This is a genomic window from Hymenobacter sp. DG25A (assembly GCF_001280305.1).
GTDB lineage: Bacteria > Bacteroidota > Bacteroidia > Cytophagales > Hymenobacteraceae > Hymenobacter.
In genome coordinates this window covers 253,315-278,287 of record NZ_CP012623.1, presented here as the reverse complement: position 1 = coordinate 278,287, position 24,973 = coordinate 253,315, and the positions used below count along the sequence as shown (strand labels likewise).

General features: G+C 57.2%; 21 protein-coding genes. 2 read left to right on the top strand and 19 right to left on the bottom strand.

The window, feature by feature from the left end; genetic code table 11:
• Positions 1-39 precede the first annotated feature (39 nt).
• Positions 40-363, top strand: coding sequence for a rhodanese-like domain-containing protein (locus AM218_RS01180; protein ID WP_197273997.1), 324 nt, complete (start codon positions 40-42; stop codon positions 361-363).
• Between the two features lie 122 nt (positions 364-485).
• On the opposite strand, the gene AM218_RS01175 is transcribed toward AM218_RS01180, so the two are convergent.
• The 8 genes from AM218_RS01175 to AM218_RS01140 all read right to left on the bottom strand — a co-directional run bounded on the left by AM218_RS01175 (position 486) and on the right by AM218_RS01140 (position 9,894).
• Entirely contained in the window at positions 486-1,577 is a 1,092-nt protein-coding gene (locus AM218_RS01175) for a 3-oxoacyl-ACP synthase III family protein (RefSeq protein ID WP_054411086.1), read from the bottom strand.
• Between the two features lie 153 nt (positions 1,578-1,730).
• Complete coding sequence (locus AM218_RS01170; protein ID WP_054411084.1) at positions 1,731-2,234, bottom strand: PaaI family thioesterase; 504 nt, start codon at positions 2,232-2,234, stop codon at positions 1,731-1,733.
• Positions 2,235-2,444: 210 nt separating this feature from the next.
• Positions 2,445-4,439, bottom strand: coding sequence for a DUF3857 domain-containing protein (locus tag AM218_RS01165; RefSeq protein ID WP_054411082.1), 1,995 nt, complete (start codon positions 4,437-4,439; stop codon positions 2,445-2,447).
• A gap of 56 nt (positions 4,440-4,495) precedes the next feature.
• Positions 4,496-6,442: a DUF3857 domain-containing protein gene (locus tag AM218_RS01160; protein ID WP_054411081.1), complete on the bottom strand. Its 1,947-nt coding sequence runs from the start codon at positions 6,440-6,442 to the stop codon at positions 4,496-4,498.
• A 118-nt stretch (positions 6,443-6,560) separates the two neighbouring features.
• The gene (locus AM218_RS01155; RefSeq protein WP_231717517.1) at positions 6,561-7,022 is read right to left on the bottom strand and encodes a PPC domain-containing DNA-binding protein; all 462 of its coding nucleotides are present in this window, start codon (positions 7,020-7,022) and stop codon (positions 6,561-6,563) included.
• A 195-nt stretch (positions 7,023-7,217) separates the two neighbouring features.
• On the bottom strand, positions 7,218-8,483 hold the full coding sequence (locus tag AM218_RS01150) for a DUF4097 family beta strand repeat-containing protein (RefSeq protein WP_054411077.1): 1,266 nt from the start codon (positions 8,481-8,483) through the stop codon (positions 7,218-7,220).
• Complete coding sequence (locus AM218_RS01145) at positions 8,480-9,235, bottom strand: hypothetical protein (protein ID WP_054411075.1); 756 nt, start codon at positions 9,233-9,235, stop codon at positions 8,480-8,482. The genes AM218_RS01150 and AM218_RS01145 overlap by 4 nt, the downstream gene beginning before the upstream one ends.
• A gap of 95 nt (positions 9,236-9,330) precedes the next feature.
• A complete protein-coding gene (locus tag AM218_RS01140; RefSeq protein ID WP_054411072.1) occupies positions 9,331-9,894 on the bottom strand; it encodes an RNA polymerase sigma factor in 564 nt (187 codons plus the stop codon).
• A 214-nt stretch (positions 9,895-10,108) separates the two neighbouring features.
• Between AM218_RS01140 and AM218_RS01135 the strand changes: the two genes are divergently transcribed.
• On the top strand, positions 10,109-10,621 hold the full coding sequence (locus AM218_RS01135) for a hypothetical protein (protein ID WP_054411070.1): 513 nt from the start codon (positions 10,109-10,111) through the stop codon (positions 10,619-10,621).
• Positions 10,622-10,679: 58 nt separating this feature from the next.
• On the opposite strand, the gene amaB is transcribed toward AM218_RS01135, so the two are convergent.
• The 11 genes from amaB to AM218_RS01080 all read right to left on the bottom strand — a co-directional run bounded on the left by amaB (position 10,680) and on the right by AM218_RS01080 (position 24,884).
• A complete protein-coding gene (amaB, locus tag AM218_RS01130; protein ID WP_082318001.1) occupies positions 10,680-12,278 on the bottom strand; it encodes an L-piperidine-6-carboxylate dehydrogenase in 1,599 nt (532 codons plus the stop codon).
• Between the two features lie 169 nt (positions 12,279-12,447).
• A complete protein-coding gene (locus AM218_RS01125; protein WP_054411068.1) occupies positions 12,448-13,950 on the bottom strand; it encodes a Do family serine endopeptidase in 1,503 nt (500 codons plus the stop codon).
• A 180-nt stretch (positions 13,951-14,130) separates the two neighbouring features.
• Positions 14,131-14,574, bottom strand: a complete 444-nt coding sequence (locus tag AM218_RS01120; protein ID WP_054411066.1) for an Hsp20/alpha crystallin family protein — start codon at positions 14,572-14,574, stop codon at positions 14,131-14,133.
• A gap of 242 nt (positions 14,575-14,816) precedes the next feature.
• On the bottom strand, positions 14,817-15,605 hold the full coding sequence (locus AM218_RS01115; protein ID WP_054411064.1) for a hypothetical protein: 789 nt from the start codon (positions 15,603-15,605) through the stop codon (positions 14,817-14,819).
• On the bottom strand, positions 15,598-16,836 hold the full coding sequence (locus AM218_RS01110) for a M20 metallopeptidase family protein (RefSeq protein ID WP_054411062.1): 1,239 nt from the start codon (positions 16,834-16,836) through the stop codon (positions 15,598-15,600). The genes AM218_RS01115 and AM218_RS01110 overlap by 8 nt, the downstream gene beginning before the upstream one ends.
• A 46-nt stretch (positions 16,837-16,882) precedes the next feature.
• On the bottom strand, positions 16,883-17,278 hold the full coding sequence (locus AM218_RS01105; RefSeq protein ID WP_054411060.1) for a hypothetical protein: 396 nt from the start codon (positions 17,276-17,278) through the stop codon (positions 16,883-16,885).
• 9 nt (positions 17,279-17,287) lie between these two features.
• Positions 17,288-17,833 (bottom strand): hypothetical protein, encoded by a 546-nt coding sequence (locus tag AM218_RS01100; RefSeq protein ID WP_071843656.1) that lies wholly within the window; start codon positions 17,831-17,833, stop codon positions 17,288-17,290.
• The gene (gene deoC, locus AM218_RS01095; RefSeq protein WP_054411056.1) at positions 17,811-18,497 is read right to left on the bottom strand and encodes a deoxyribose-phosphate aldolase; all 687 of its coding nucleotides are present in this window, start codon (positions 18,495-18,497) and stop codon (positions 17,811-17,813) included. Before deoC ends, AM218_RS01100 begins: the two co-directional genes overlap by 23 nt.
• 90 nt (positions 18,498-18,587) lie before the next feature.
• Positions 18,588-21,989: a preprotein translocase subunit SecA gene (secA, locus tag AM218_RS01090; RefSeq protein WP_054411054.1), complete on the bottom strand. Its 3,402-nt coding sequence runs from the start codon at positions 21,987-21,989 to the stop codon at positions 18,588-18,590.
• Positions 21,990-22,423: 434 nt separating this feature from the next.
• Positions 22,424-23,605, bottom strand: coding sequence for a UDP-galactopyranose mutase (gene glf / locus AM218_RS01085; RefSeq protein WP_054411052.1), 1,182 nt, complete (start codon positions 23,603-23,605; stop codon positions 22,424-22,426).
• A gap of 55 nt (positions 23,606-23,660) precedes the next feature.
• Positions 23,661-24,884 carry a glycosyltransferase family 1 protein gene (locus AM218_RS01080; protein WP_071843655.1) on the bottom strand — a complete coding sequence of 408 codons (1,224 nt, stop codon included), beginning with the start codon at positions 24,882-24,884 and terminating at the stop codon, positions 23,661-23,663.
• Positions 24,885-24,973 lie beyond the last annotated feature (89 nt).

Below are 24,973 nucleotides of genomic sequence, written 5' to 3'. Positions count from 1 at the left end.
TTATCCATGTTCGGCATCCTCAAAACTGCAGCCCCCTCTGTGTATCAAAATCTTTCCGCTGCGCAGTTTGGTGCCGGCATGCGCCAGACAGGTGCCTTACTAATCGATGTGCGGCGCCCCGATGAGTTTGCCCAGGGTCACCTGCCGGCTGCACTGAACATGGACGTTTCTGACCCTGATTTCGCCCAGCGTATTGCCACCCTGGATACCAAGCGTCCGGCCTACGTGTATTGCCGCAGCGGCGCCCGCTCCGCCAAAGCAGCCAAGGAACTAGGTCTTGCCGGCTTTACTCATGTATTTAATCTGGCCGGCGGCATGCTGGAGTGGCCAAGCAAGCTTGGGCGCTCCACGTTGCGCAAATAGTCCCGTATTCTTACCCCGGTATCTTAGTTGCTTCCGGGCATAGAACCCGAAACGCCAAGGCCCCACCTGAGTACTCAGGTGGGGCCTTGGCGTTTCGGATAAAAACTGTTTGATCAGGATTCTTAAGCCTCTTCCGGCACCCGGTATACCACGGCATTAATGTTCATACCAGCCCCTACGGAGGCAAATACCAGCGTATCGCCGGGCTGTATAGTCTGGTTTTCCAGCTCGCCTTTCAGCATGAGGTCCAGCAGGGTGGGCAGGGTAGCCACGGAGGAGTTGCCCAGCCAGGAAACCGTCATGGGCATTACCCCGGCCGGCGGCTCCTGAATGTTGTACAAGGCGTAGAGGCGCTTCAGAATGGCATCATCCATCTTACCATTGGCCTGATGAATTAGCACTTTACTGACAGCCTCAATCGGTACACCGGCCTTTTCCAGGCAGGCTTTAATGGCTTGGGGCACGGTTTTCAGGGCGTATTCGTAGAGCTTGCGCCCGTCCATTTTCAGGAATAAATCCTGGGCGGTATACTCCGGGTTGTAGGATGTGCCCATGCGCAGCAGGTGCGCAAACTGGTCGGTATCGGAGCGGGTGCCGTGTTTGAGGATGCCCACCGGCGTCTCGCTTTCCCGGGCTTCCAGCAGCACGGCGCCGGCGCCATCGGCGTAGAGCATGCTGTCCCGGTCGTGGGGGTCCGATACCCGGGAGAGAACCTCCGCCCCTATCACCAGCACCTTTTTAGCATCGCCGGAGCGCAGAAAGTAATCGGCCTGAATTACGCCCTGCAGCCAGCCCGGGCAGCCAAACGGCAGGTCGTAAGCTACGGTATAGGGGTTTTTGATGCCGAGTTTTGCCTTAATGCGGGCGGCCAGGCTGGGCACCATATCCGTGCGCTTATTGGTGGCTGATACGTTGCCGAAGTTGTGCGCTACAATGATGTAGTCCAGCTCTTCCTGATCGATAGTAGAAGAGGCCAGCGCGGCCTGCGCAGCAAAGAAGCCAATATCGGAGGTGCACAGGTCATCGGTAACGTAGCGCCGCTCCCGGATTTCGGTAATCTGCTCAAACTTCTCGGCTATTTCCTGGCCGGGTTTATCCAGCCGGTTGCCGCCGGCATCAAAAAACGCCGTAGACACAAAATGCTCGTTGGTAATAACGCGGGTGGGCAGGTAACTGCCCGTGGCCGTAACGACCGAATACAATCTATTACTCATGGCGCGTGCTGTGCGGGATGATTCAGGTAAGGAGCAGTCTGCTGCCAGTGTAAATGCGCGGAAGTGCCGAGAGGAAACTACTTGATGATAATGCCGAAGAAGGCGTGCGGCCACTCTTCTGACGGAACCGCAAGGTCGGGAAAAGCCGCTGCACTACTGCTGAGCTTCGTCCCGATTTTTTTTCGCCCGGAACGACCACGTGATGCGGAACGTGGCTACCACGTCGCCCTGCAAATCAAGGCCGGTGCTGGTGCAGACCACCGTGCGGCCTTCGCCGGTAGCGCGGCTTTCGGCAATGGCCTCCTCTATTTCATGGCCATTGGTGCTGGTGAAGGCAATCAGTCCCACCGCTTTCTTGGTGAAATCAGCCTCCATGCCCACTACCAGCATCGACACCGGTACGCCCGCGCCCTGAATGTGCATCATGGCCAGCACGCCGCCGGCCATTTCGGCGGCCATGCTCAGGCAGGCAAAGTAGATGCTGCGGAAGGGATTTTTGGTGAGGTACTTGAACGGCACCGTGACGGTAGCGTGCTCCGGCGTGATGCTGGCCACGCGCAGCCCGGCCAGATAGGCCATGGGCAGGCTGCGCAGCATAAACAGGCGCAGCTTCACGGGGTTGGAAATGGTTTGGCGAAATGCCGCGGCCTTGTCCATCGAAGACGGGTTGGAGAGTGGAGGCTATGGGTCGCGGGTGGGAGCGAAAAAAGCAGAACTAGGGGCAGAAAAGGCTCCGTAGAATGGAGGTGGCAGAGCCTATCCGTCGGCAAGATAACAACATCAGCCTGAACAATACGCTGCAAGCCGAGCAACTCCCCCGAAAAAGGGATTTAACTGGCAGTAAGCACCTTTAGTCGCCGCACCTGTTTATTTTTTCTCCAGCACCAGCACTACTTTATTGAAGTTGGCGGCCGCGTTGATGATGTTGCGGTAAGCCTCAAAGTCCTTTTTGGGCCAGCGAATCTGGTTGTAGACTTCATCAATGGTGATGGTGACCAGCTGGCCTTTCTGCTCGGAGCCGGAGCGGAAATAATACACGGGCGTCTTGGCATCGGGGCCGGCCTGCACGTTCAGGTTCAGGTCCTGGGCGTTGCGCACCTGGTAGCCGGCGGGCAGCTCAAACTTAATAACGCGGTGGTAGCTGCGGTTGAAGTCGTTTTCCACGTCAAACTGCCGCTCCGTGGTCTGGTACAGCTCCGACTGCGGCCCAATCAGCTCCCCGATATGGAACAGGTAGCGTGGCCCGGCCCGGTCCAGTAGCGCCACGGATTCTACCGTGGCATCCACAATAAAGGGCTTGGTCAGCGGGCTCAGGCCCGGTTCGCCATTGATAACCTTCAGGCTCTTGATGGTGGCATCCTTCACATTGGACTTCACCAGCTCCTGCATGGCCTCGGTGCGCTTGTCTTCCGGAATAAAGGAGTAGAAGGGCTGAATGGCCTGGGCATTGTAGCCGCCAAAGGTCTGGCGCATGTCCACGGTGGCTTTGTCCATTTCCGGGGAGAAGCGCACGGTAATATCAAGGTCGTTGGGGCTTTGTGCGGCCGTAAGGGTGGGAATATCGCGCACTTTGCCGGTACCCCGCTCGGTTTTGCCTTCCTTCACGGTGCGCACGAACAGGCCTTTGTTGGCCGTCCACTCGGCGGGCACCATGCCGTAGCGGTAGTCGGGCCGGGTGGGCGCCATAAACTGCTTGGTGCCGGGAAAGTAAATCAGGCTGTGGTCGAGGTAATTCCAGGTATCGAAGGTTTCGTCGAAAGGCGCTTCCTCGCGGCCGGTGGTAAATACGAGCTCATGCTCCAGGCCCAGGCGCCGGAATACCACGGCAAAGAGCTTGGTGAAGGCGCTTTCCGGGGCGTTGCGCGTGGCAATTACCTTCGTCAGGTCGCCCTCGGCAGCCGGGTCCAGGTTGAAATTGCTTTTGATGTACTGCTCCACAGCCTGGATTTTGGCTTCGGGCCTGGCGCTGGCCGCTACTTTCAGCTGCTTCAGGAGCTTATCCACCGCTTTCCCTTCGTCCTTGGTAAGGGAGTAGATATTGCTGTGCAGATACTGGCTGGCATCGTCCCAGGTAAACAGGCGCTCCTCGCCGCGGGCCTGGTTGTAAGCCAGCTTGTACTCGATGCGCATCTGCTCGGCCTGCACGTTGGCAAAAGCCTCTTCGCGTACCGGAGCCACTTTGTCCAGCTGCAGCCGGATCAGGTGCTTGCCCTCCACCAGGGTATCGGGGGCGGGCTTGGGGCCGTGGTACACGCGGGTATCAAACACCAGCGTTTCCGGCGAAATCAGCTCAAACGTGACGTTGCGGGCCGGGATATCGGATTGCAGATAATCGCGCCCGTAGAAGTTGAAAGGGCGGGTGCGGGTGTAGAGGTACTCAATCTCGCTGCCTTTCTGCACGCCTTCCAGGGCAAAAATCTTGAAGCGCCGCTCATCGTCCTGCAGCTCCTTGATGCTGCTCTGGTCTACCTCCACTATCTCGCCCCGGGGGCTGATGGTGCGTGCCTTCAGGGAAAGCAGCTGGCCCCCGTCCTGAATCGGAATGTAGATTTTGTTGAACTGCTCAATGGCATCGGCGGAGTTTACCCGGATAATACGGTGGTCGGTGGTATACAGCTCCAGCTTCTCGTGGCTGGCATCGGAGGCATACTCGTGGGCGATGAGCTGGCGCAGAATAACGGCAGGCAGCTGGGCATCGGCGGCGGAAATGGGCAGCCGGCCGCGGCGCGCCTCCCAGTTATAGTTGGCATAGCGCAGAGTAGAAGGCACGGCCGTAGCCACCGACTGCGCGAGCACCGCCGCGGTGCTGGTTAGCAATAACAGCAGCACAGCAAGCAGCCGCATCCGGAAAATAGAAGGCATATAACGGAGGTAAGGAGGCGCTACAGGCAGCACACCCGCAGCATAAGGGCGGAATATCAGGCTTTTTTTCGCTTTAGGATGACCACGTCCCGGTAGGCGGCCGTCAGCTTATCCACCACAGCATTCCACTGGGCAAACTGCGTGGGCTGCAGCAGCAGGTAGTTAATGTAGACTTCCTTATCCTGCACAATTTTATTGCCGGCGCGCTCGTAGCGGATGGTGAAGCCCAGCACGGGGTCCTGCACGGCGGCATTGGCGGGCAGGTATTCCACCTCGTAGCCGGCCGGAATTTCCAGCTCGGTGCGGGAGTGCGTGGTGTGGTTGAACTCGTTGTAGCGGGGCAGACGGCGCTTGGCCGGGTCTATCCGGTCGTTGGCGTAGGGCTGCTCCAGGTTCAGGTTCACGTAGATTTCACCGTCCAGCTTCTGCACGTAGTCCTGCACGTGGTATTCATAATCGATGGCCAGGGGTTTGTCGCGCTCTTCGCGGTTACGAATGGTGTAGCGGTCTACGAAAAACTTGTTGTTGCCGCGCTCCAGCAGCTTTTTCAGGTACCTGGGCTCGTTGGTTTCATCCAGCCCATCCAAAGCATAGGACTGCATAATCTTGGGGTAGCCGCTCATGGTCAGCTGCCCTTTGCCGCGCAGCCCTGTTCCGTCCAGCGTCAGCGTCGAAACATCGGCAATGCTGTTCTGCTCCTTCGGAATAACCGGCACGCTGACCACTTTGGAGGTTTTCCCATCAATAGACAGCAGTGCTTCCTTGCCCTGAATCATGGAAGAAGGCATTCCAAACGGCGTGTGCTGGCTGGTAGCATCCAGGAAAACGTACTGCCCGGGCCTGGCCTCGTAGGTGGTAATCATATGGTTATCCACGCCGGGCGTGGCCACGTCGGAGTAGCGGTAGGGCAGGTCGCGGGTGCCAATCCAGGTGAGGTAGGATTTGATGCCCGCCAGCTGCAGCATGTCGTGCGTGAGGTTGGCCATGTCCTTGCAGTCGCCGTAGCGACGGCCATACACCAGGCCGGCATCGTGGGGAATAAACCCGCGCAGGCCGTTTTCGAAGGCTATGTAGCGCACGTTATCCTGCACCCAGTAGAAAATGCGGCGTACCCGCTCCTCCTCGGTTTTGGCGCCCACTACCAGGGAATCCACGGTGTGCTTGAGGGCGGGGTTGTTCTTCCGGTCGATGCGGGTGATGAAGCTGGAGTAGAGCGAGAACAGCTCGGGCACGCCGGAGAGCAGTTTGCGCTGCTGCCCGGCCACCGGTGCCTCCTCAATGTAATACATCAGGTGGGGGCGGTAATAGCTGCTTTCCGGGCCGTTGTCGTCGCGCGGGGGCGTGGGCAGGTTGTCGGCGGCCCAGCGGTAAACTACCGTGTTTCCTTTCTGCTGCTTACTGAACTGCACCTTTACCTGGTCGGTATTGAAGAGCTTGCCTTCCACTTTCACCCCGGCGGGGGCCGTAATGGTCAGCTCAGCGTGGCGCACGGGCACGTAGGAGCTAAAGAAGAAAGGCTGCAGAAAGCGCGAATCGGGGTGGCGCACGGTGTAGTCCGTTACGGTACGCGCCCCGGGCGTCAACACCGGGAAGCTGAAGGTAGTCACGCGGGTATCGTCGTAGAAAATACCGGGCTGGGTTTCAAACTTCGATTTAAAGTCCGTCACCTTCACGGCCCGGTAGTCGCGGCCGTTGGGCACCAGGGTGCGGGCCTCCACTTTCTGCAGGCGGTTGAACAGGGAGCTGTACACCCGGTCATCAGCATACATGGAAGTCTGGGCGTCCAGGTGCAGCATATCATAATGGTGGCGGGCCAGCACCTGCACCGAGTCGCCCACAATTTCCACGGTCAGGTCCTGGCGATAGTCCAGGTACACGGCTTTTTCGCCGGGGTACTGCTGCAGGGCCTGCGCCAGAAGCTGCGAGGGTTGCTGGGCCCGGGCCGTGAAGCTGAAAGCACTTAGCAGCCCAACCAGCAGATATCGATAATGAAAAGTATGCATGATGCTTTCTACACTAGAGTATTGGCTGGGCTAAATGCGAAACAGCAGCCTGCTCGCCCCTACCCCGTTCCCACGATAATAACGCCGGCCACCGCGAAGTTCATCCGCCCGGCCGCTTTTATTTTTTAGGTGAAGCGCGCTTTTTCCCGTCCGGCTTTACCGGGTATACCACTAGTTCCTGGTAAGTAGATACCGGGTCGGTTTCACGCCGGAAATCAACATCATCCAGCACGCCCAGCACCAGCTCGGCGGTGGTGTAAATGCGGTTACCATCCAGCAGGTGCCCGCCCACGGTGCGGCCCGTAGAATCGGCAAACGCCAAGTGCAGGTGGCTGCCGTTTACCGACAGCGTGCCCACCAACGACACTATCTCAAAATGCCCCTGGTACACTGTAGGCCCCGATTGGTTGGCCAGGCGCAGCGTAGCCGTAGTGAGGCTGCCCACGCAGGTAAGCACCGTGGCGGCCTTCAGGTGGTGCTGCGCTACAAACGCCAGCAACTGCTGGCGCAAATCATCGCCCGGGCGCAGGCGCAGGGCATAGGTACGCATAGCAGAAGGCTGGGCCACAGGAACCGACATAGAAGCAGAAGAAGGAGTTGTTTGAGCCCGGGCAGCCTGCCCACTCATCAGCAGTAGTATCAAGATAAAAACAACCCGCATAGAAACTGAAAAACGCATACCGTTCAAAGGTAATCAGGTGGCCTGCACGGCGGGTTTAGGAGCAACAAAAAAGCCGGCTATACCGGCTTTTTTATTTCAACAAAGTAGGCTGATCTATTTGTTGAAGCTCACGTTGGTGTACTTGGTCTTGATGTTCACGTTGCCCGTAGGCCGCAGCGACGACCGGCCGAACTGGCCCTGCATGTCACTGGAAGCGGAGCTGCTTTCTTCTGAGCGCACCGTTACCAAGCGCTTGTCTACCAGCAGCTTGCCATTCTGGGTGTTTACATCAAAGTTGAAGCCGGTACCATCGGGGAAGTTGAGCAGGATGGTGCTGTAGCCGCCGTCCAGGTTAATCTGGCGGAAGTTGGGGCTGGTGTTGCGCACCTCAAAGGTGGGGCAGTGCTGCACCGTCATGTCCAGCCGCTCGCTCACCTTATCAATGCTGAACTTGCTGAAGCCGGAGGTGCCTTCCAGGTTTTTCACGGTGCCCAGCGCTACGTCGCCGTACTTGCTGTGAATGGTCAGGTTCTGCACCGTGCCAATGTCAATATCCGAGTAATTGTTGCGCAGCTCCACATCCATGCCGCCTACCAGCCGTAGCTTGGCATAGCTGGCATCAACCACCGCTTTGCGGGCATATTCTACAGACGCCGAGCCGTTCTTTACCCGTACCACATTGTCCTCGCCTTCCAGCCGGCCGGTGCGCAGTGTACCGTATTCCACGGCCAGCACGCTGGGGCCGCTCAGGTCGCCGGTAATGCTCACGTCGCCGAAGGTATTCATCACCTTCAGGGCTTGGTTTTTGGGCAGCCACACGGTGTAGTTTACCTCATACAGCCGATGCTTGCTCCAGCACTCCCGGGGCATAGTGCCGAAGGAAGTAGTGGCGCTGATACCGCCGTTGGCTTCGGGGTCGTTGTTTTTCAACGAAACCTGAATCATTTCCAGCAGCTGCTGGGCTTTCTCCTCCGATTCGGCCCGCGTGGTAATGTCAACATCGGTGCGCACTTCCTTGCGCGACCATACATTGATCTGCACCCGGCCATAGCGGGTGTTCAGCACGTAAGGCCGCGTAATGGGCGCCACAAAGGTGCGGCTCAGCTTGCGGTTTTTCTCTACTACCGGGCCAACGGACTCCGTCTGCTGCGGCCCCTGCCCCGAGGTTTGCTCAGTCTGATCCGGGCAGCCTATTTCCGGGGGCGTAGGCTGGAGGCCCGCCGAGCCAGGCTCAGAAGGTTGTGTGAAATAAACGGTGGAGGACTTCGTCACAAGCTTACCAACTACCATCTGCCCCTTTCCGGGGGCAGCCAGCATCAGCAGGCCGGCCAGCGCGAGGGCACTGGGCCAGTGGCGAGTCCAGGTGGAAGCGGCGTTCATCGGTTGTCAGCGTAAAGAGTAGGTGCGTCGTGGTAATCGTTCATCTGCTCACGCATGCGCAGCTGCTGGTTGAGAATATCCAGCCGAATCTGCAGGTTCCGGTTCATGGCATCCAGCACCATGTTGGGGTCCGGGTTACGGGTCAGCTCTACTTTCAGCTCGTGGTAGGTGGAGTCCAGGCTGGCCAGCTCGCGGTGCCAGTCGGCGGGGGAGCCGGCCTTGGTCTGCTTTTCCAGCTGCACCAGCTCACTTTGCCGCTCTATAATCTGGGCGGCGTAGTAAGACTCCATCCGCTGTACTACCCGCGCAATATCCTGGCGCGGAGAATCTACGGCGGCCGTGGTCATGGCTACGGGGTTGCGACCCGTGTACAGGTGCAGGGCTTCCTGCTCAGATCCTTGCTGGGTGAGCTGATCTTTCATGGCCCATTGCCCCAGCACCGCCTTCTTCCAGGGAATAGAGGCGGCGGAAGTGCCAAAGCGGGAGCTATAGCCCACGCCGGCCAGCAGCAATAGCACCAGCACTGCGGCCATACCATAGCGGCCCGAGCCTTTATACCAGGCCATGGGTACTATAGGCGCCGGCTCTTCGGTAGCCGGGATAAGACGTAAAGTTGGTTGCTCTACCGTGCCCGCAGGTGCATCAAGGTCTGCTTCGATGCTGTCCCACAGGTCCGGGCGGGGCTCAAAGGCGTCGAAGTCCGCGCGGTGGCGGTCGACGAATTCTTCAAGTCCGGTGGGTTTCTTATTCATACAGGTGGTTATACGCACAGTTCGTCCCTTCGCCGAGTAAGTCCGGATTCATGATCCGGAGAGCGGGTGCCTCGGCAAAACGGCAGCGGGCTCTTTTACATTCCGTGGTTGCGGGCCAGCTCCAGCAGTTTTTTGCGGGCGCGGCTGTATTGCGACTTGGAAGTAGATTCAGTGATATTAAGAATGGAGGCAATTTCGGCGTGGTCGTATCCCTCCAGCAGGTACAACGACAACACCACGCGGTAGCCATCCGGCAGCTCCTGCACGCACCGGCGTACAACGTCGGCCCGCCAGGTGGTTTCTTCCAGCTCCGCGCTGGTTTCCGCGTAATCAATGCTTATTCCGTCATGCTGCTCTCCCAGCGGCACCAGTTGCAGGCGGCGGTTGCGCAGGCAATTGATGGATTTGTTGATGACGATGCGCTTCAGCCAGCTGCCAAAGGACGAATCTCCCTTGTAGCTGTGCAGCTCGCGGAAAGCACTCAAAAATGCTTCCTGCAGCACATCCTCCGCCTCCGCGTAGTTGCCCGTAATGCGCAAAGACGCATTAAACATGGCGCGGGAGTACCGTTTATAGATTTCGGCCTGGGCACGACGGTCGCCCAGCCGGCACCGCTCTACGAGCGGGGCATTGATGTCGGTATACGCTACTGCTTCCATGCGCTACGCGGGTTGGCAAAAGGTAAAAAATCGGTAACCGGTAAATATCCGACTTTCTAAGCTAAGCTACTAGCTCTGACGGGTAAGCATGGGAAAGACAATCTGAAAGAGAAGAGGTTGCACCATAGCGCCAACTTGGTTTTTAGCTTTCCGAGGGGTCGGCCATTATCTTCGTTTTCATTACATACAGGCTTATCAGATTTTCTATTCTCTCATGTCGATTAAACCCTCGCTACTGCTACTTATCCCCTTTATTTTACTTTCCAGCTGCAACAAAATAGATTTTGGGCCTGATGAAGGCTATGTAGGTCGTGATAATTATAATTACCCAACTGGCGCAAAGGATAACACCGACTGGACCTCCGATACAGATTGGGACAAGAAGGAAAGAGAGCTTTTCAAGGATTTAAAGCTGGACTTGAATGCAACTCAGCGGGGTGGAATCAGCCAGGTTTACTTCTTTCCCAACCCCGTAAAAGTGAACGGACAAGGGATTTTAACTTTTCGCAATAATGCCCCTGTTCAGCTTTCAGCGGTGGTAGTGGATGATAAGCATAAAGTATTAGATCAATTTTCTGCGACTGTATCATCTTCCAATATCAGCTTCCACAGACTTTATTCATCGGAGAAGTTTAACGCTGGAATGTACCGTATGTATTATGTGATGTACGACATAGACGGCACCCTTTACTACAAAGGCCACGGAGATATTAAAATCGTCGAATAGCAAAACAGCCCATCCGGAAGGTCCGAATGGGCTGTTTTGCTATCTGGATCAGATCAGTTTACACATCAAATGTAATACCCTGCGCCAGCGGCATCTGGGTGGAATAGTTGATGGTGTTGGTCTGGCGGCGCATGTACACGCGCCAGGCATCGGAGCCGGACTCCCGGCCGCCGCCGGTTTCTTTTTCGCCCCCGAAAGCCCCGCCAATTTCAGCCCCGGAGGTACCGATGTTCACGTTGGCTAGGCCGCAGTCGGAGCCGGCGTGTGAGAGGAAGGTTTCGGTTTCGCGCATGTTCAGCGAGAAAATGCTGGAAGACAGGCCCTGCTTCACGCCGTTCTGCAACTCAATGGCGGCTTCCACGCTGCCGCTGTACTTGATGAGGTACAGGATAGGCGCGAAGGTTTCTTCCTGCACCGTGTGGTAGTGGTTTTCGGCTTCCACAATGGCCGGCGTTACGTACGTGCCGCTGGCATAAGCCTCGCCTTTCAGCACTTCGCCACCAAATAGCAGCTTGCCGCCTTCGGCCTGTACTTCCTGTAAAGCTTTGGTGAACATATGTACCGCCTGCTCATCAATGAGCGGACCAACCAGCGTGCCTTCCTTCAGCGGGTTGCCGATGGGCAGCTTGGGGTATATTTTCAGCAGACGGGCTTTCACATCCTCAAACACCGACTCGTGGATGATGAGGCGGCGCGTGGTAGTGCAGCGCTGGCCGGCCGTGCCTACCGCGCCAAATACCACGGCGCGCATGGCCATGTCCAGGTCGGCGTGCTGGGTGAGGATAATGGCGTTGTTGCCGCCCAGCTCCAGCAGCGCGCGGCCCAGGCGGCCACCCACAACTTCTCCTACTTTCTTACCCATGCGGGTAGAGCCCGTAGCCGACACCAGCGGAATGCGCGTATCGGTGGCCATTTTAGCGCCAATTTCCGCATCACCAATGATGAGGTTGAAGATGCCTTCGGGCAGGTTGTTTTCGCGCAGCACGTCCTGAATAATGTGCTGCACGGCTACGGCGGCCAGCGGAGTTTTCTCTGAGGGCTTCCAGATGTTTACATCACCACATACGGCGGCCAGCATGGCGTTCCAGCTCCACACAGCCACCGGGAAGTTGAAGGCCGAAATAGTAGCCACAATGCCCAAGGGGTGATACTGCTCGTACATGCGGTGCGCCGGGCGCTCCGAGTGCATGGTAAAGCCATAAAGCTGGCGCGAGAGGCCCACGGCAAAGTCGCAGATGTCAATCATCTCCTGCACTTCACCCAGGCCTTCCTGCATGATTTTGCCCATTTCGTAGCTTACCAGCTTGCCCAGGGGCTCCTTGAACTCGCGCAGCTTGTTGCCAATCTGGCGCACAATCTCGCCGCGCTTAGGGGCGGGCATGGTGCGCCAGGTGAGGAAAGCTGCCTGGGCCGTGCGCACTACCTGCTCATAGTCCTCGGCCGTGGCCATGGCTACGGTGGCAATTACTTTGCCGTCGGCGGGGGAGGTAATGGTGCGGGTGTTGCTGTTATCAGCGCCGCCCCAGATCAGGCCGGTGCTGTAAGCGGGGTTTTTGGCCTGCACGCCTAGCTCGCGCAGCACAGTACGGATGCCGTGCGGGTCGGCGTGGGCGGGTGCGTCGCCGGTAGCAACGGCCTCTTCAAAAGCTTGTTTCATGGGTATAGGTGGGTGAGTTGGGTTTTGCGGTTGGGGAGTTGCTATTCCTGCTGGCCGGTAGCAGCCAGGGGCAGCAGCGGTATTTTAGTCAGTTCCTCTGTCACAAAGCTAACAAAAAAGCCTCCGCCAGAGTGGCGGAGGCTTTGGAATTCAGCCGGTCAGAAGCAGGTTATTCTGCCTGTCCGATAGGATAGTAAGCTTTGCGGCCGTCGGGGTAGATACCTTCTACCAGCGCGCCCTGGTTGTTTTTGGCTTCTTCCAGATAGCGCTTCACGTCCTGAGGCTTGGCTACTTTGTTTTTATCGATGCGGGTGATGATGAAGCCGTCACCAATGCCTGTCTCTTTAAAGTTGCTGCCGCGCACGCCGGAGATTTTAGCGCCGCCTTCCAGGTCCAGCTTATTCATTTCCTGGCGGGTGAGTGGCGCAAATTTGGCGCCCTCATACTCAATAGAAGACGCTATTTCTTCGCGAATGACATCGGTAGTGCCCGTGGCATTGCGCAACGTGGCGCCGGCATTGCGCTCCTTGCCTTCCCGCAGGTAGGCAATCTTAATCTTGTCGCCGGGGCGGAAGCGGGCTACCTGCTCCTGCAGCTGCGAGGACGTATTGACCTTCACGCCGTTGATTTCAGTGATGATGTCGCCCTCTTTCAGGCCGGCATCAGCAGCAGCGCTGTTCTTGCTCAGGCCCACCACATATACGCCGTTCAGCGAAGCCAGCTTCTTTTCGGAGGCCAGCGTGGCATCTACTTCGCGGATGTTGACGCCGAGCAGGGCGCGCTGTACTACTTTGTATTTCAGAAGGTCATCTACCACCTTGCTCACAATGGAGCTGGGTACGGCAAACGAGTAGCCCTCAAAGGAGCCGGTGCGCGAGGCAATGGCGGAGTTAATACCAATCAGGTCGCCTTTCAGGTTGACCAGGGCACCACCCGAGTTTCCGGGGTTTACCACGGCATCGGTCTGCAGGAAGGCTTCTACCCCCATGCGGTCTTCGCGCTGCAGAATGTTGATGTTGCGGCCCTTGGCCGAGATAATACCCGCCGTAACGGTAGAGTTCAGGTTGAAGGGGTTGCCCACAGCCAGTACCCACTCCCCTACCTTCACGTCGTCGGAGGAGCCATAGCGAACGAAGGGCAGGTTATCGGCCTGCACTTTCAGCACGGCCAAGTCAGTGGTGGGGTCAGCGCCTACCAGTTCGGCCTTGTACTTGCGCTTATCGTCCAGTACTACCTCAATCTTATCAGCCTTATCAATCACGTGGTTGTTGGTCACGATGTAGCCGTTGGCGGCAATGATAACGCCGGAGCCAGAGCCAATCTGCGGGCCCGACTGGGGCCGCTGACCCTGATTGAAATCGTCGCCGAAGAACTGGCGCAGGAACGGGTCCATCCGCACGGCGTCGTTCTGCGTCATTTTGGGCGCATACTCTGTCATTACGTGCACTACCGCAGGCGTTACGGCGGAGGCAGCGGCTACGAAGTTGAGGCCCTCGGGCACTTCGTAGGTGCTGCTGCGCAGCTCACTGGTGTAGCGTACGTTAGGGTCGGCAGCTATGGCCTGGGGCGATACCTGGCGCTCCGGCTCCAATAGCTTATACCCACCCACGGCCACTGATCCGCCAAGAACGGCGGAAGCCATGAGGCCGAGCATCATTTGTTTGGCTTGCATGGATTATTATAAAGATGTGGTTGAAAAAGAAGTCTGACTAAGTTAACCGTTTCGGCGGAAAGCTAAAGAACCATACCGCTCAAACGCAAGAGGTGAATCGGGTAGTATACGGTTGCACGTGTATAACCACGGCCGGAAGAAAAAAGGCACCAATCCGGTGCCTTTTTTTAAAACCGGTGCTTACCGTACTTCAATCTGGTGTTTGGTTACCTTCTTACTATCAAAGGGAAGCATAACCCGCAGCAGACCATCTGCCAGCTGGGCATCAATACCGGTTACATCTACCGTTTCGGGCAGGCGGAACATGCGGGAGAAGGTGCCGAAGCCGGTTTCAACGCGGCGGAATTTCGGCCCATTTTCTTCCGATACCGGTATTTTCCGCTCGCCACTGATGACGAGGCGGCCTTCCTGAAAATCAATTTTAACGTCTTCTTTCGCTACGCCGGGCAAGGCCAGGTGCAGCTCAAAACCCTGCTCTGATTCCAGGATATCGGCCTGGGGCACGAAGCTGGTAGCGGGTTTATCCTGTGGTTGCAGCCCTTCGCGCAGCAACTCATTCAATACCGTGTTGAAAGCGCGGGGCGAACGGCGGGTAGGAAGCGTGTTATACAAAAGCGTGGCCATGGTATGGTACAAGAATGTTGAGGTTGAACAGTAATCAATAATTGATTCTGACCTCTATTCCATAAATTCTGTACCAGCACCACTTTGACCAGTTTTCCAAGTCATTTTGTCTTGTTTATAATTCCTATTTCTTCCTATGCAGAATATCACTTTAAAAAATCGCCCAAAAACGACTTAAAACGCATGTAGGCCAATTTTACACCACTGACTAAATGTCATTAAAAAATTAAGTATCTGTCTACTTAGTGCTGCGTCGGCAGCTGTTTGCGCGGTGTCAGCAGCGTTTTGGATAAGAATGTAAAACGCGCTTCCAACCCCAGCATCGGCGTTACGAAGTTGCGGCGGCCACCAGGAATGGGGTTGCCCTCAGAATCGGTTTGGGAGAGCACAAATTGATAGGAAGTTAGGTAGCCAAACCACGGGGTGAAATCGAAGTGGTCCGAGAGTCGCACGCCCATTTCAGCCCGCAGCAGGCCGAAATCAATGACTCGCTCTCTAGGTTGGGTTTGCTCGTCGCGCTGCAGGCGCAGGTACGTGGCCAGCTCGTACGACAAGCGCGGGCGCAGCATAATAGTGCTGCCCAGCGGCAGTTGCCGCTCCACATCCAGCCGCAGACGCGTCAGCCCGCGGGTCTGGTCCGGCGTGTTGGCAAAGCGGTATTCCGCCCCCACGCGTTGCCCGAAGGTGAAGGCGCCAATAGTGCTCTGGTGCCGCAGCAGAATTTCCGGCGCAAACTCATTGCTGCCTTCCAAATGGCTGTACCGGGCTGTGCCGCCCAGGCTCCATTGCTCATTCAGCCAGGTTTCGTAGCCGGCCTTCAGCTGCTTGCGGTAAAAGCCGCCGGGGTTATTAATGTCCGTGTTCGTGGTGCGCAAGCCGCCCGCACTCAGAAATGCGTAGCCCAAGTTTGTAAATGCGTATTCGGCCTGCAGCTCGGGCCACAGCTCCAGATCATACCCCACGCGGCGGCTTTGCGCCTGGGCGGTACCGGCGCACAGGCCAACCAGCAATACCAAGAAAAGCTTACGCATGGGCCGTTTCGGCCGTGGCCGCGTCAGTATCAGTAGTAGTAAAAGCCGCCAGTTCACGCAACGTCAGCCAGGCCATCAAGCCGGGGCCCACTTCCAGGGCTTTGGGGTCGACGTCGAAAGTGGGGGTATGCACGGAGGAGGCAAAGCGGCCATCGGCGGCGCGGGTACCTAGGCGGTAGAAACAGGCATCAGCGGCCTGCGAGAAATAGGCGAAGTCCTCGGCGGCCATCCACTGGTCCAGCTCAATTACGTTTTCTGCGCCCAGATATTCTTCCGCTGCGGCGCGCACGCGGGCCGTGAGCTGAGGCTCGTTTTCCAGGTAGGGGTAGCCGTGCCGGATTTCCAGCTCGCAGGTGGCACCCATAGACTCGGCCAGACCTTCGCAGAGCTTGCGCAGGTGCTGGTGGGCTTCCTGGCGCCACTCCTCATTCAGGGTGCGGAAAGTACCTTCCATGTACACCTCGTTGGGAATAACATTGGTTGCCCCGTTGGCAATAACCTTCCCAAAGGACAGCACCGAAGGCAGCTTGGGATTGGCCCGACGACTCACAATCTGCTGGGCCGCCACAATGATATGGGCGGCCACCAGCACGGGGTCCAGGTTTTGCTCGGGCATGGCGCCGTGGCCGCCTTTGCCACGCACGGTCAGGTACAGCTCATCGGTACTAGCCATATAGCGGCCCGCCCGGATACCAATTTGGCCGGCCGGCAGCATGGGAAATACGTGCTGACCCAGTACGCTGGCGGGTTTGGGGTTTTCCAGCACGCCTTCCTTGATCATAAGGGAGGCACCACCGGGCAGCTTTTCCTCGCCGGGCTGAAAAATCAGCTTTACGGTGCCTTCAAACTCGTCGCGCAGCTGCGTGAGGATATAGGCAACTCCTAACAAAGAGGAAGTGTGCACATCGTGGCCGCAGGCGTGCATCACGCCGGGGTTGGTGGATTTGTACGCTACTTCATTCTGCTCCTGAATGGGCAGCGCGTCCATGTCGCCGCGCAGGGCCACTACCCGGCTGCCGGGGTTGCGGCCTTCAATAAGCGCTACCACGCCGGTTTTGGCCAGGGGCTGGGGGTTGAGGCCCATCTGGCGCAGCTGCTCGGTAACGAAAGCGGCGGTAGAAAACTCCTCAAAGGAAAGCTCCGGGTGGGCGTGTAAGTGCTGGCGCCAGCCAACGGTGGTGGCGGCCGACTCAGCGGCCAGGGCTTTAAGACGGGAAATCAGATGCTGCATAGGGGGCAAGATACGGTAGAGATATCCAGGAATAATAGGCCAGCGCTTACTCAAACAACACGCTCAGGTGCGGGCGCACGGTAAGCAGGAGCGGCCGGCCCGGGGTATTGGGACTGAAAGCAGCTTCCAGCTGCTCATCAGTGGAAAGCATGCGGTTTATCAACAGGCAATCGGCCAGCTCCAGGTATTCGCCGCGCTTATCGTTGTTGTAGCGTATGCGACCCCGCACGGCCACCGTCATATCCAGTAAAACGGTCTGCGTAGTGGCTTGCAGCAGGAGTACATCTACGAAGCCATGCTGCGGCCACAAAGACACGCGCAGCTGCAGGTCGTGCTGCTGCACGCGGTAATGAAGGCTACCGCCTGCGCCTTCCGTTGGCACGTCTTCCAGAGCCTGCAAAACCTCCAGCTCATCCCACTGCAATTCCCGCAGAAAGGCCATACCGTGGGGCTAAAGGGTGCTTTTGTTCAGGACTACCTGCGTAGACTGCAGCTCAGCCTTGGGCGCGTAGGGCTTAATGCGCAGCAGGGCCTGCTCGGCATCCAGCCGGTTCAGGTAGTCGCCTACCCAGAGGCGGAACACCGGCTGCTTGAAGGTGAGGTAGTCGGTTTCTTCGGGGTAGCGGCTGATAACGGCGCGACGGATGGCCATGGCCTGGTCACGCTCCAGCCCTACGTAGGCCAGAATGCGGTAGCCTTGGGCATATTTCACGTTCTGATTGGTGTAGGCCTGGTCGCGCAGGCGCTGTTCTACTTGGGCATTTACCTGGTTTACCGGCGTTACGTTGGGGCGCACAGCTGCGGGGGCCGGCGTGGCCGGGGTTTTGGGCAGAGTGAACACCGGCCGGAAGCGGCTCAGGTCCTCAGCAGCTTCTAGGGGGGCGTTGCGCCGGGCCGTGGAGTCAGACGAGGAAGCGCCGGGGGCGGTGGCGGCGCAGGCACCCAGGTTAAGTAGAGCGGCGAGCAGCAGCACGTTACGAAGTAGCAGGTGTTTCATCGGGTTGCAGCAAAGCCACACTATTGGAAGAACCGAGCCGGTCGGCGCCGGCAGCCACGAGGGCCAGGGCCGCCGTGCGCGTGCGAATTCCGCCCGCGGCTTTAATACGAATCCGGGCCGGCAAATGGCGGCGCATCAATACAATATCAGCTACGGAAGCCCCGCGGCTGGCAAAACCGGTGGACGTTTTCACAAAGTCAACGCCCGCTTCCGCGCACAATTGGCAGGCAGTAATGATTTCCTCCTCGCTTAGCAGCGCGGTTTCAATAATCACTTTCAGCAGGGCATTTTTAAACCGGCACAGCTCCGTGAGCTGGCCCAGCTCCTCCTCCACTTCTTCCAGCTGCCCCGATTTAAAGGCGGCAATGTTCATCACCACGTCAATTTCGCGGGCACCGTCGGTCAGGGCCTGGTGGGCTTCAAAGAACTTCACCTTGGCAATCTGATACCCCAGCGGAAAGCCCACTACGGTGCAAACGGGCACGCCGGTACCGTACAGCTCCTCCACCGCATACCGCACAAAGGCGGGTGGCACGCATACGGAGGCAAAACGGTGTTGCGCGGCTTCGGCGCACAATTGCGCAATCTGGGCCTGCGTGGCATCGGGGCGCAGAAGCGTATGGTCGATGCGGGCAGCTAACTCAGCGGGGGAAGGTGTACGCATAGGGCAGAGAAACGAAATGGCGGGCAAACAGCAGTGGCAGGTAAAAATTTACCTGCCACTGTTTTATTACGCAGTTAGGGCGCCAAAAGCTTAGTCGATGAGGACGGCGCGGTTGTTCACCACGTCATCTTCCACGCTCTTGTATTTCACGTCGCGCACAATGCGGCCGTCCATATACTGCACGCTTACTTTATCGTTGCGGTTGGCAATTTTCTGGCTGCGGGCGGGCTGCTGCTTTTCCAGTACCTGAGTCATGGCACCATCCTGCTCCAGATCTTCCGGGCCGGCACCCAGTGAGGTAGTGGATACCTCTTTCTGGGCTTTCAGCTTGGGCTTGGGGGCAGGCTGAGGCAGTTCGTCCTCCACGTAGAACTCCGGCTCGGCGGCTTCGCCCTGCTGGGAAGGAATGTCGGCCCGGAACAGGAACTGTACCGTGTCCTCGTTCACTTTGCCAATCATGCGCTTAAACAGCTCAAACGACTCGAACTTGTAGATCAGCAGCGGGTCTTTCTGCTCGTACACGGCGTTCTGTACCACCTGCTTCAGGTCGTCCATGGAGCGCAGGTGCTGCGTCCAGGCCGTGTCAATCACCGACAGCGTTACCACCTTCTCCATGCCGCGAATCAGCTCCTGGCCTTTGTTGGCCTGGGCCCGGCGCAGGTTTACCACCGACTGAATCTGCTTGCGGCCATCGGTGAAGGGAACGGCAATGTTCTCGTAGGGGGCGTTCTGCGAAATCAGGTCGTTGATGAGCGGCAGGGCATGCTCGCCAATCACGCGGCTCTTGTCATCGTAGTAACCCAAGGCCTCATCATACAGCTTCTGGGTGAGCTGGGCCGCGGGCAGGCTGGTCAGGTCCTGGGCGGTGAGGTGCGTGTCATAGCTGAACAGGCGAATAACCGCCAACTTGAAGTCCTCGAAGTCGTTGGTGACTTTGTGGGCGGCCACGATGTTTTCGCACACATCGTAAATCATGTTCCACACGTCCAGCTCCAAACGCTCGCCAAACAGGGCGTTGCGGCGGCGCTTGTATACCACCTCGCGCTGGGCGTTCATCACGTCATCATACTCCAGCAGGCGCTTCCGGATGCCGAAGTTGTTTTCTTCGACTTTCTTCTGGGCGCGCTCAATAGAGCTGGTAATCATGGAGTGCTGAATCACTTCGCCTTCTTCCAGACCCATGCGGTCCATGAGTTTGGCAATGCGTTCCGAGCCGAACAGACGCATCAGGTTGTCTTCCAGCGAAACGAAGAACTGGGAAGAACCCGGGTCGCCCTGACGGCCGGCCCGACCCCGCAGCTGGCGGTCTACGCGGCGTGACTCGTGGCGCTCGGTACCAATAATGGCCAAACCACCCGATTCTTTCGCGGTGCCGCGCAGCTTAATATCGGTACCCCGACCAGCCATGTTGGTGGCGATGGTCACGGTGCCGGGATGACCGGCGCCGGCTACAATCTCAGCTTCGCGCTGGTTCTGCTTGGCGTTCAGTACCTGGTGCGGGATGTTGCGCAGCTTCAGCATGCGGCTCACCAGCTCGGAAATTTCTACCGAGGTGGTACCTACCAGCACGGGGCGGCCGGCTTTCACCAGGGTCTGAATTTCCTCGGCTACGGCGTTGTACTTCTCGCGCACAGTCTTGTATACCTTGTCGTGCTCATCCTTGCGGGAAATGCCGCGGTTGGTGGGCACTACCACCACATCCAGCTTATAGATTTCCCAGAACTCGCCGGCTTCGGTTTCGGCCGTACCCGTCATGCCGCCCAGCTTGTGGTACATGCGGAAGTAGTTCTGCAGCGTTACGGTGGCGTAGGTTTGCGTGGCGTCTTCGATGCGCACGTTTTCCTTGGCTTCAATGGCCTGGTGCAGACCATCGGAGTAGCGTCGGCCTTCCATCACGCGGCCTGTCTGCTCATCCACAATCTTCACCTTGCCGTCGTCGGACAGGATATACTGGTCGTCGCGCTCAAACAGGGTGTAGGCTTTCAGCAGCTGGCTTACGGTGTGTACCCGCTCGCTCTTCTCCTGATAGTCGTTGATCAGCTGCTCCTTCTGGTGCAGCTTATCGTCGTCGCTGATGATTTTGCTGTTTTCAATGGCCGCAATTTCCATCCCGATGTCGGGCATGATGAACAGGTGCGGATCTTCGCCCTGGGCCGTAATCAGGTCGATGCCGCGCTCTGTCAGCTCAATCTGGTTGTTCTTCTCATCAATAGTGAAGAACAGGGGCTTGTCGGCCTCGGGCATCTGCCGCGAGTTGTCCTGCATGTAGTGGTTTTCCACTTTCTGCAGCACCACGCGCATACCAGACTCCGAGAGGAATTTGATAAGCGGCTTGCTCTTGGGCAGGCCGCGGTAAGCGCGGAACAGCATCAGGCCACCTTCGCCTTCCTTCACGCCGTCGTTGCCTTCTTTAATGAGCTTGCGAGCCTCTACCAGGTACTGCTGCACCAGCTTTTTCTGCTCGTTTACCAGCTGCTCAATGCGGGGCTTCAGGATCAGGAACTCGTGCACATCACCACGGGGCACGGGGCCGGAGATGATAAGCGGGGTCCGGGCATCGTCAATCAAAACGGAGTCCACTTCGTCCACCATGGCGTAGTGGTGCTTGCGCTGCACCAGCTCGCCGGTTTCGCGGGCCATGTTGTCGCGCAGGTAGTCGAAGCCGAATTCGTTGTTGGTGCCGTAGGTGATGTCGGCGGCGTAGGCCGCACGACGGGCATCAGTGTTAGGCTGGTGCTTATCGATGCAGTCCACGGTGATGCCGTGGAACTCGAACAGCGGCGCATTCCATTCGGAGTCACGCTTGGCCAGGTAGTCGTTCACCGTAACCAGGTGCACGCCACGGCGGGCCAGCGCGTTGAGGAACGCGGGCAAGGTAGATACCAGCGTTTTACCTTCACCGGTGGCCATTTCGGCAATTTTACCCTGGTGCAGTACCACGCCGCCAATCAGCTGCACGTCGTAATGCACCATGTCCCAGGTGATTTCGGCACCGCCGGCAATCCACTTGTTGCTCCAGATAGCCTGGTCACCCTGAATGGTTACGTTGGCTTTGCGACGGGAAATTTCCCGGTCGAAATCCGTAGCAGTAACCACCAGCTGGCCATTTTCCTTGTAGCGGCGGGCGGTTTCCTTTACGGTGGCAAAGGCCGCCGGCAATACTTCCAGCAGTACTACTTCCAGATCCTTGTTCCGCTGCTTTTCCAGCGCATCAATCTGGTCGAAGATTTTTTCTTTCTCGATGATGTCCAAGTTGGGCTCATCGGCAATGCGCTGATGCAGGCCGCCAATCTGGTCGTCGATGCCTTTGAGACGCTCGTCAATCCGGGCGCGTACCTCAGCAGAGTGCTGGCGCAGCTGGTCGTCGGTGAGCGGTGCCAGTTTGGCATATTCGGCATTGATGAGTGCCACATACGGCAGAATCTCTTTCAAATCCCGCTCGGACTTGGTCCCGAACACTTTGGCAACTGCCTTCCCTAAAAAATCAAACATGCTGGTAGATATTGACTGAAAACGCCGGGGCGTACCTCAAATTTACGGCGTTTTTCGGGAAAAACCCGTCATACGCATTGCTGCCCTTAAAACAAGAAACCTCTCTACCACAAAGAGTGTGCGAGGTCTTCTATTAAGGTCGGAGTGGCAGTAGCCTGCTATTTCACGACTCATTCTACGCTGTGGAAGCGTACCGACACTAAAACCAGGCAGCATAACGGGTATAGAAACGGAATATTCTTTAGTAAATACTTACCTGGAGCACGGTAGGCAGATATTGGCCTTACTGGACAGCAGAAGACCAAAATAGGCTCTTATCATTCTAATGCTACGCGTTTTAACTGCGTAGAACCTGATATTACTCCGTGCTGATAACGCAAAAAAGACGGCTGGTATAGCCGTCTTTTTCGTTGCTGTTGGCAGAGTCGCTGCCGCTATTCCTTGGCCGGATCCCGGGAAAGAATTTTCTCCATAATGGAAGCCGAGCCCGTGATAGGCGGCGTGGTAGCTGCTTTTTCGGTAGGCTTATCGGTAGTAAGCTTCTTGTAGAGCGTGAGAGCCTGGGCTACTACCTGGTCCATGTTGTAGTACTTGTAAGTGGCCAGGCGGCCTACGAAGTGCACGTTGGGCGTTTCGTCGGCCAGCTTTTTGTACTTGTTGTACAGTTCGGCGTTTTCGAGGCGCGGAATGGGGTAGTAAGGGTCCCCTTCCGCTTTGGGGTACTCATACACCACGCTGGTCTTGGGGTGCTGCTGGCCGGTCAGGGCCTTAAACTCCGTAATGCGGGTGTAGAGGTGCTCGTTGGGGTAGTTCACCACCGGCGCGGCCAGGAACTTCTCGGTGTTCAGCGTTTCGTGCTTGAACTCCAGGGAGCGGTAGGGCAGCTTGCCGAACTTGAAATCGAAATACTCATCTACCGGGCCGGTGAAGATGATTTCCCTGAAGGGAATAAAGTCGATTACATCGTGGTAATCGGTATTCAGCATGATGCTGATATTGGGGTGGTCCAGCATGCGCTCAAACATGCGGGTGTAGCCGTGCAGCGGCATAGCCTGGTACGTGTCGGTGAAGTACCGGTCGTCGCGGTTGGTGCGGGTGGGCACACGGCTCGTCACGGACTTATCCAGCTCCGAGGGGTCCATGCCCCACTGCTTGCGGGTATAGTTGCGGAAGAACTTCTCGTATAGCTCGCGGCCTACTTTGCTTACCACCACATCTTCCGACGTTTTGATAACCGGAATGCTTTCCGCCAGCGACTCCAGAAACTGCTCTACCTCAAAGCTGTTCAGCGAGAGGCCGTAAAGCTTGTTGATGGTGTCCAGGTTGATGGGCATTGGCACCATCTGTCCGTCGACGGAAGCCAATACGCGGTGCTCGTAAGGGCGCCAGTCGGTGAAGTTGGAAAGGTATTCGAATACGTCCTTCGAGTTGGTGTGAAAAATGTGCGGGCCGTATTTATGGACCAGAATGCCATCTTCGTTGTAGTGGTCGTAAGCGTTGCCGCCAATATGGTTACGCTTATCTATTATCAGTACTTTCTTGTTAGACCTGGTGGCCAGCCGCTCGGCTAGCACGCTACCGGCAAACCCGGCTCCGACGATGAGGTAATCGAACATATATAGGGGTCTTGGGATGAAGGGTAGAACAGGTAGGTAAAGGGTTATACGGTAATCAGGCTGTCCGGGTAGTCAGGCGCTGCTTCATTACGTCTACCATTTGCTGCCAGGTAAGGTCCCAGCTAATGGTTTCCAGGTACTCATCGGTACGCTGGCGCCAGTCTTCATCGGAAGTTTGTTCCAGAGCCCGCTCAATAGCTTTTCCAAAATCCTCCGCATTAGAGGCAATGTGCACGAGGCCTAAGTCGCCGTAAGGGCGCACCACGTCGCGGATAGGAGTGCTAACTACTGGCTTACCGGCCGCCAGGTACTCGGGAGTTTTAGTGGGCGATATGAATTTAGTGCTTTCATTATCAGCGAATAAAAGCGTAGCTACATCCCAACCCCGTAAATAGCTGGGCAGTTCCTTATAGTCTTTGCCACCCAGGTAATGAATGTTCTGGTGGCGGGGCAGCAAAGCCGGATCAATCTTTACTACAGGCCCAATAATCACGAATTGCCACTGCGGATACGCTGCTGCCAATTGGCCCAGCAACTCTATATCCAGGCGCTCATCTACTACGCCAAAAAACCCAACGCGCGGCGACGGAATACCTGCCTGGTCGGCGGGTTCTGCCATGTGCTGGCGGGCCTGCCCAAAGTGGTCTTTGTCGATGCTGCTGGGGAACGGGTGCACATCGTGGTGCTGCAGGCTCTTGGATTCGTAGAGCGTGTGGCCGCCCGTAAACACCAGGTCTGCTTTTTTGAAAAGCTCCTGCTCCCGCTCGCGCAGCACGGGCGGCGCAAACTTGAAGGCCGCCAGTTCATCCATGCAGTCATACACGGTAAGGGCGGCTTCCAAATGCCGGGATTTGGCCAGCGCCATGGGCGTGTAGTACCATGCAACGTTGCCGGTAATATTGTTCTCCTGAAAAAACTGCGTGAGCAGCGCGGCCTGTACTTCATCGGCGGCAGCTTCATCGGCCCGCAAGCGCTGCGGCAGGTGTGCCACTACTACTTTCACGCCGTGCTGCCGCTCTTTAATTTCCAGGTGCGGCTCAATCAGGTCGTCGGCGTGATAGAAGGGTTCCTCTACATAAAACACCCGGCCCTGCTGGGCAAAGCGGGAAAGCAAATGCTGCGGGCGCTGCCACACAAAATCCCAGTGCAGGTGCGCAAAGCAAACTAAATCGGGAAGGGTAGTGGTAGCGGTAGTGGAAGACTGCTCAGTAGTTTGGGGGTCGGTTGAGGTTGGCTGAGAAGCACGCGCGGCTGCGCCTGCCGCAGTAGTGGAGGGCATAGAGGAAGAACTAGAGATGAATAGCGATACACAACGATGCCCCGGCTACACCTGGCAGCATCTAGTGCGTAATACGGCGAGCCGCTTCA

Bases quoted from the DNA above. Each gene is read 5' to 3' on its own strand.
- AM218_RS01165 (WP_054411082.1), bottom strand. From the start codon at position 4,439: ATGCCTTCTATTTTCCGGATGCGGCTGCTTGCTGTGCTGCTGTTATTG.
- secA (WP_054411054.1), bottom strand. From the start codon at position 21,989: ATGTTTGATTTTTTAGGGAAGGCAGTTGCCAAAGTGTTCGGGACCAAG.
- AM218_RS01160 (WP_054411081.1), bottom strand. From the start codon at position 6,442: ATGCATACTTTTCATTATCGATATCTGCTGGTTGGGCTGCTAAGTGCT.
- deoC (WP_054411056.1), bottom strand. From the start codon at position 18,497: ATGCGTACACCTTCCCCCGCTGAGTTAGCTGCCCGCATCGACCATACG.
- AM218_RS01175 (WP_054411086.1), bottom strand. From the start codon at position 1,577: ATGAGTAATAGATTGTATTCGGTCGTTACGGCCACGGGCAGTTACCTG.
- AM218_RS01140 (WP_054411072.1), bottom strand. From the start codon at position 9,894: ATGGAAGCAGTAGCGTATACCGACATCAATGCCCCGCTCGTAGAGCGG.
- AM218_RS01145 (WP_054411075.1), bottom strand. From the start codon at position 9,235: ATGAATAAGAAACCCACCGGACTTGAAGAATTCGTCGACCGCCACCGC.
- AM218_RS01170 (WP_054411084.1), bottom strand. From the start codon at position 2,234: ATGGACAAGGCCGCGGCATTTCGCCAAACCATTTCCAACCCCGTGAAG.
- AM218_RS01135 (WP_054411070.1), top strand. From the start codon at position 10,109: ATGTCGATTAAACCCTCGCTACTGCTACTTATCCCCTTTATTTTACTT.
- AM218_RS01150 (WP_054411077.1), bottom strand. From the start codon at position 8,483: ATGAACGCCGCTTCCACCTGGACTCGCCACTGGCCCAGTGCCCTCGCG.
- glf (WP_054411052.1), bottom strand. From the start codon at position 23,605: ATGTTCGATTACCTCATCGTCGGAGCCGGGTTTGCCGGTAGCGTGCTA.
- AM218_RS01100 (WP_071843656.1), bottom strand. From the start codon at position 17,833: ATGAAACACCTGCTACTTCGTAACGTGCTGCTGCTCGCCGCTCTACTT.
- AM218_RS01155 (WP_231717517.1), bottom strand. From the start codon at position 7,022: ATGTCGGTTCCTGTGGCCCAGCCTTCTGCTATGCGTACCTATGCCCTG.
- AM218_RS01105 (WP_054411060.1), bottom strand. From the start codon at position 17,278: ATGGCCTTTCTGCGGGAATTGCAGTGGGATGAGCTGGAGGTTTTGCAG.
- AM218_RS01080 (WP_071843655.1), bottom strand. From the start codon at position 24,884: ATGCCCTCCACTACTGCGGCAGGCGCAGCCGCGCGTGCTTCTCAGCCA.
- AM218_RS01120 (WP_054411066.1), bottom strand. From the start codon at position 14,574: ATGGCCACGCTTTTGTATAACACGCTTCCTACCCGCCGTTCGCCCCGC.
- amaB (WP_082318001.1), bottom strand. From the start codon at position 12,278: ATGAAACAAGCTTTTGAAGAGGCCGTTGCTACCGGCGACGCACCCGCC.
- AM218_RS01125 (WP_054411068.1), bottom strand. From the start codon at position 13,950: ATGCAAGCCAAACAAATGATGCTCGGCCTCATGGCTTCCGCCGTTCTT.
- AM218_RS01115 (WP_054411064.1), bottom strand. From the start codon at position 15,605: ATGCGTAAGCTTTTCTTGGTATTGCTGGTTGGCCTGTGCGCCGGTACC.
- AM218_RS01110 (WP_054411062.1), bottom strand. From the start codon at position 16,836: ATGCAGCATCTGATTTCCCGTCTTAAAGCCCTGGCCGCTGAGTCGGCC.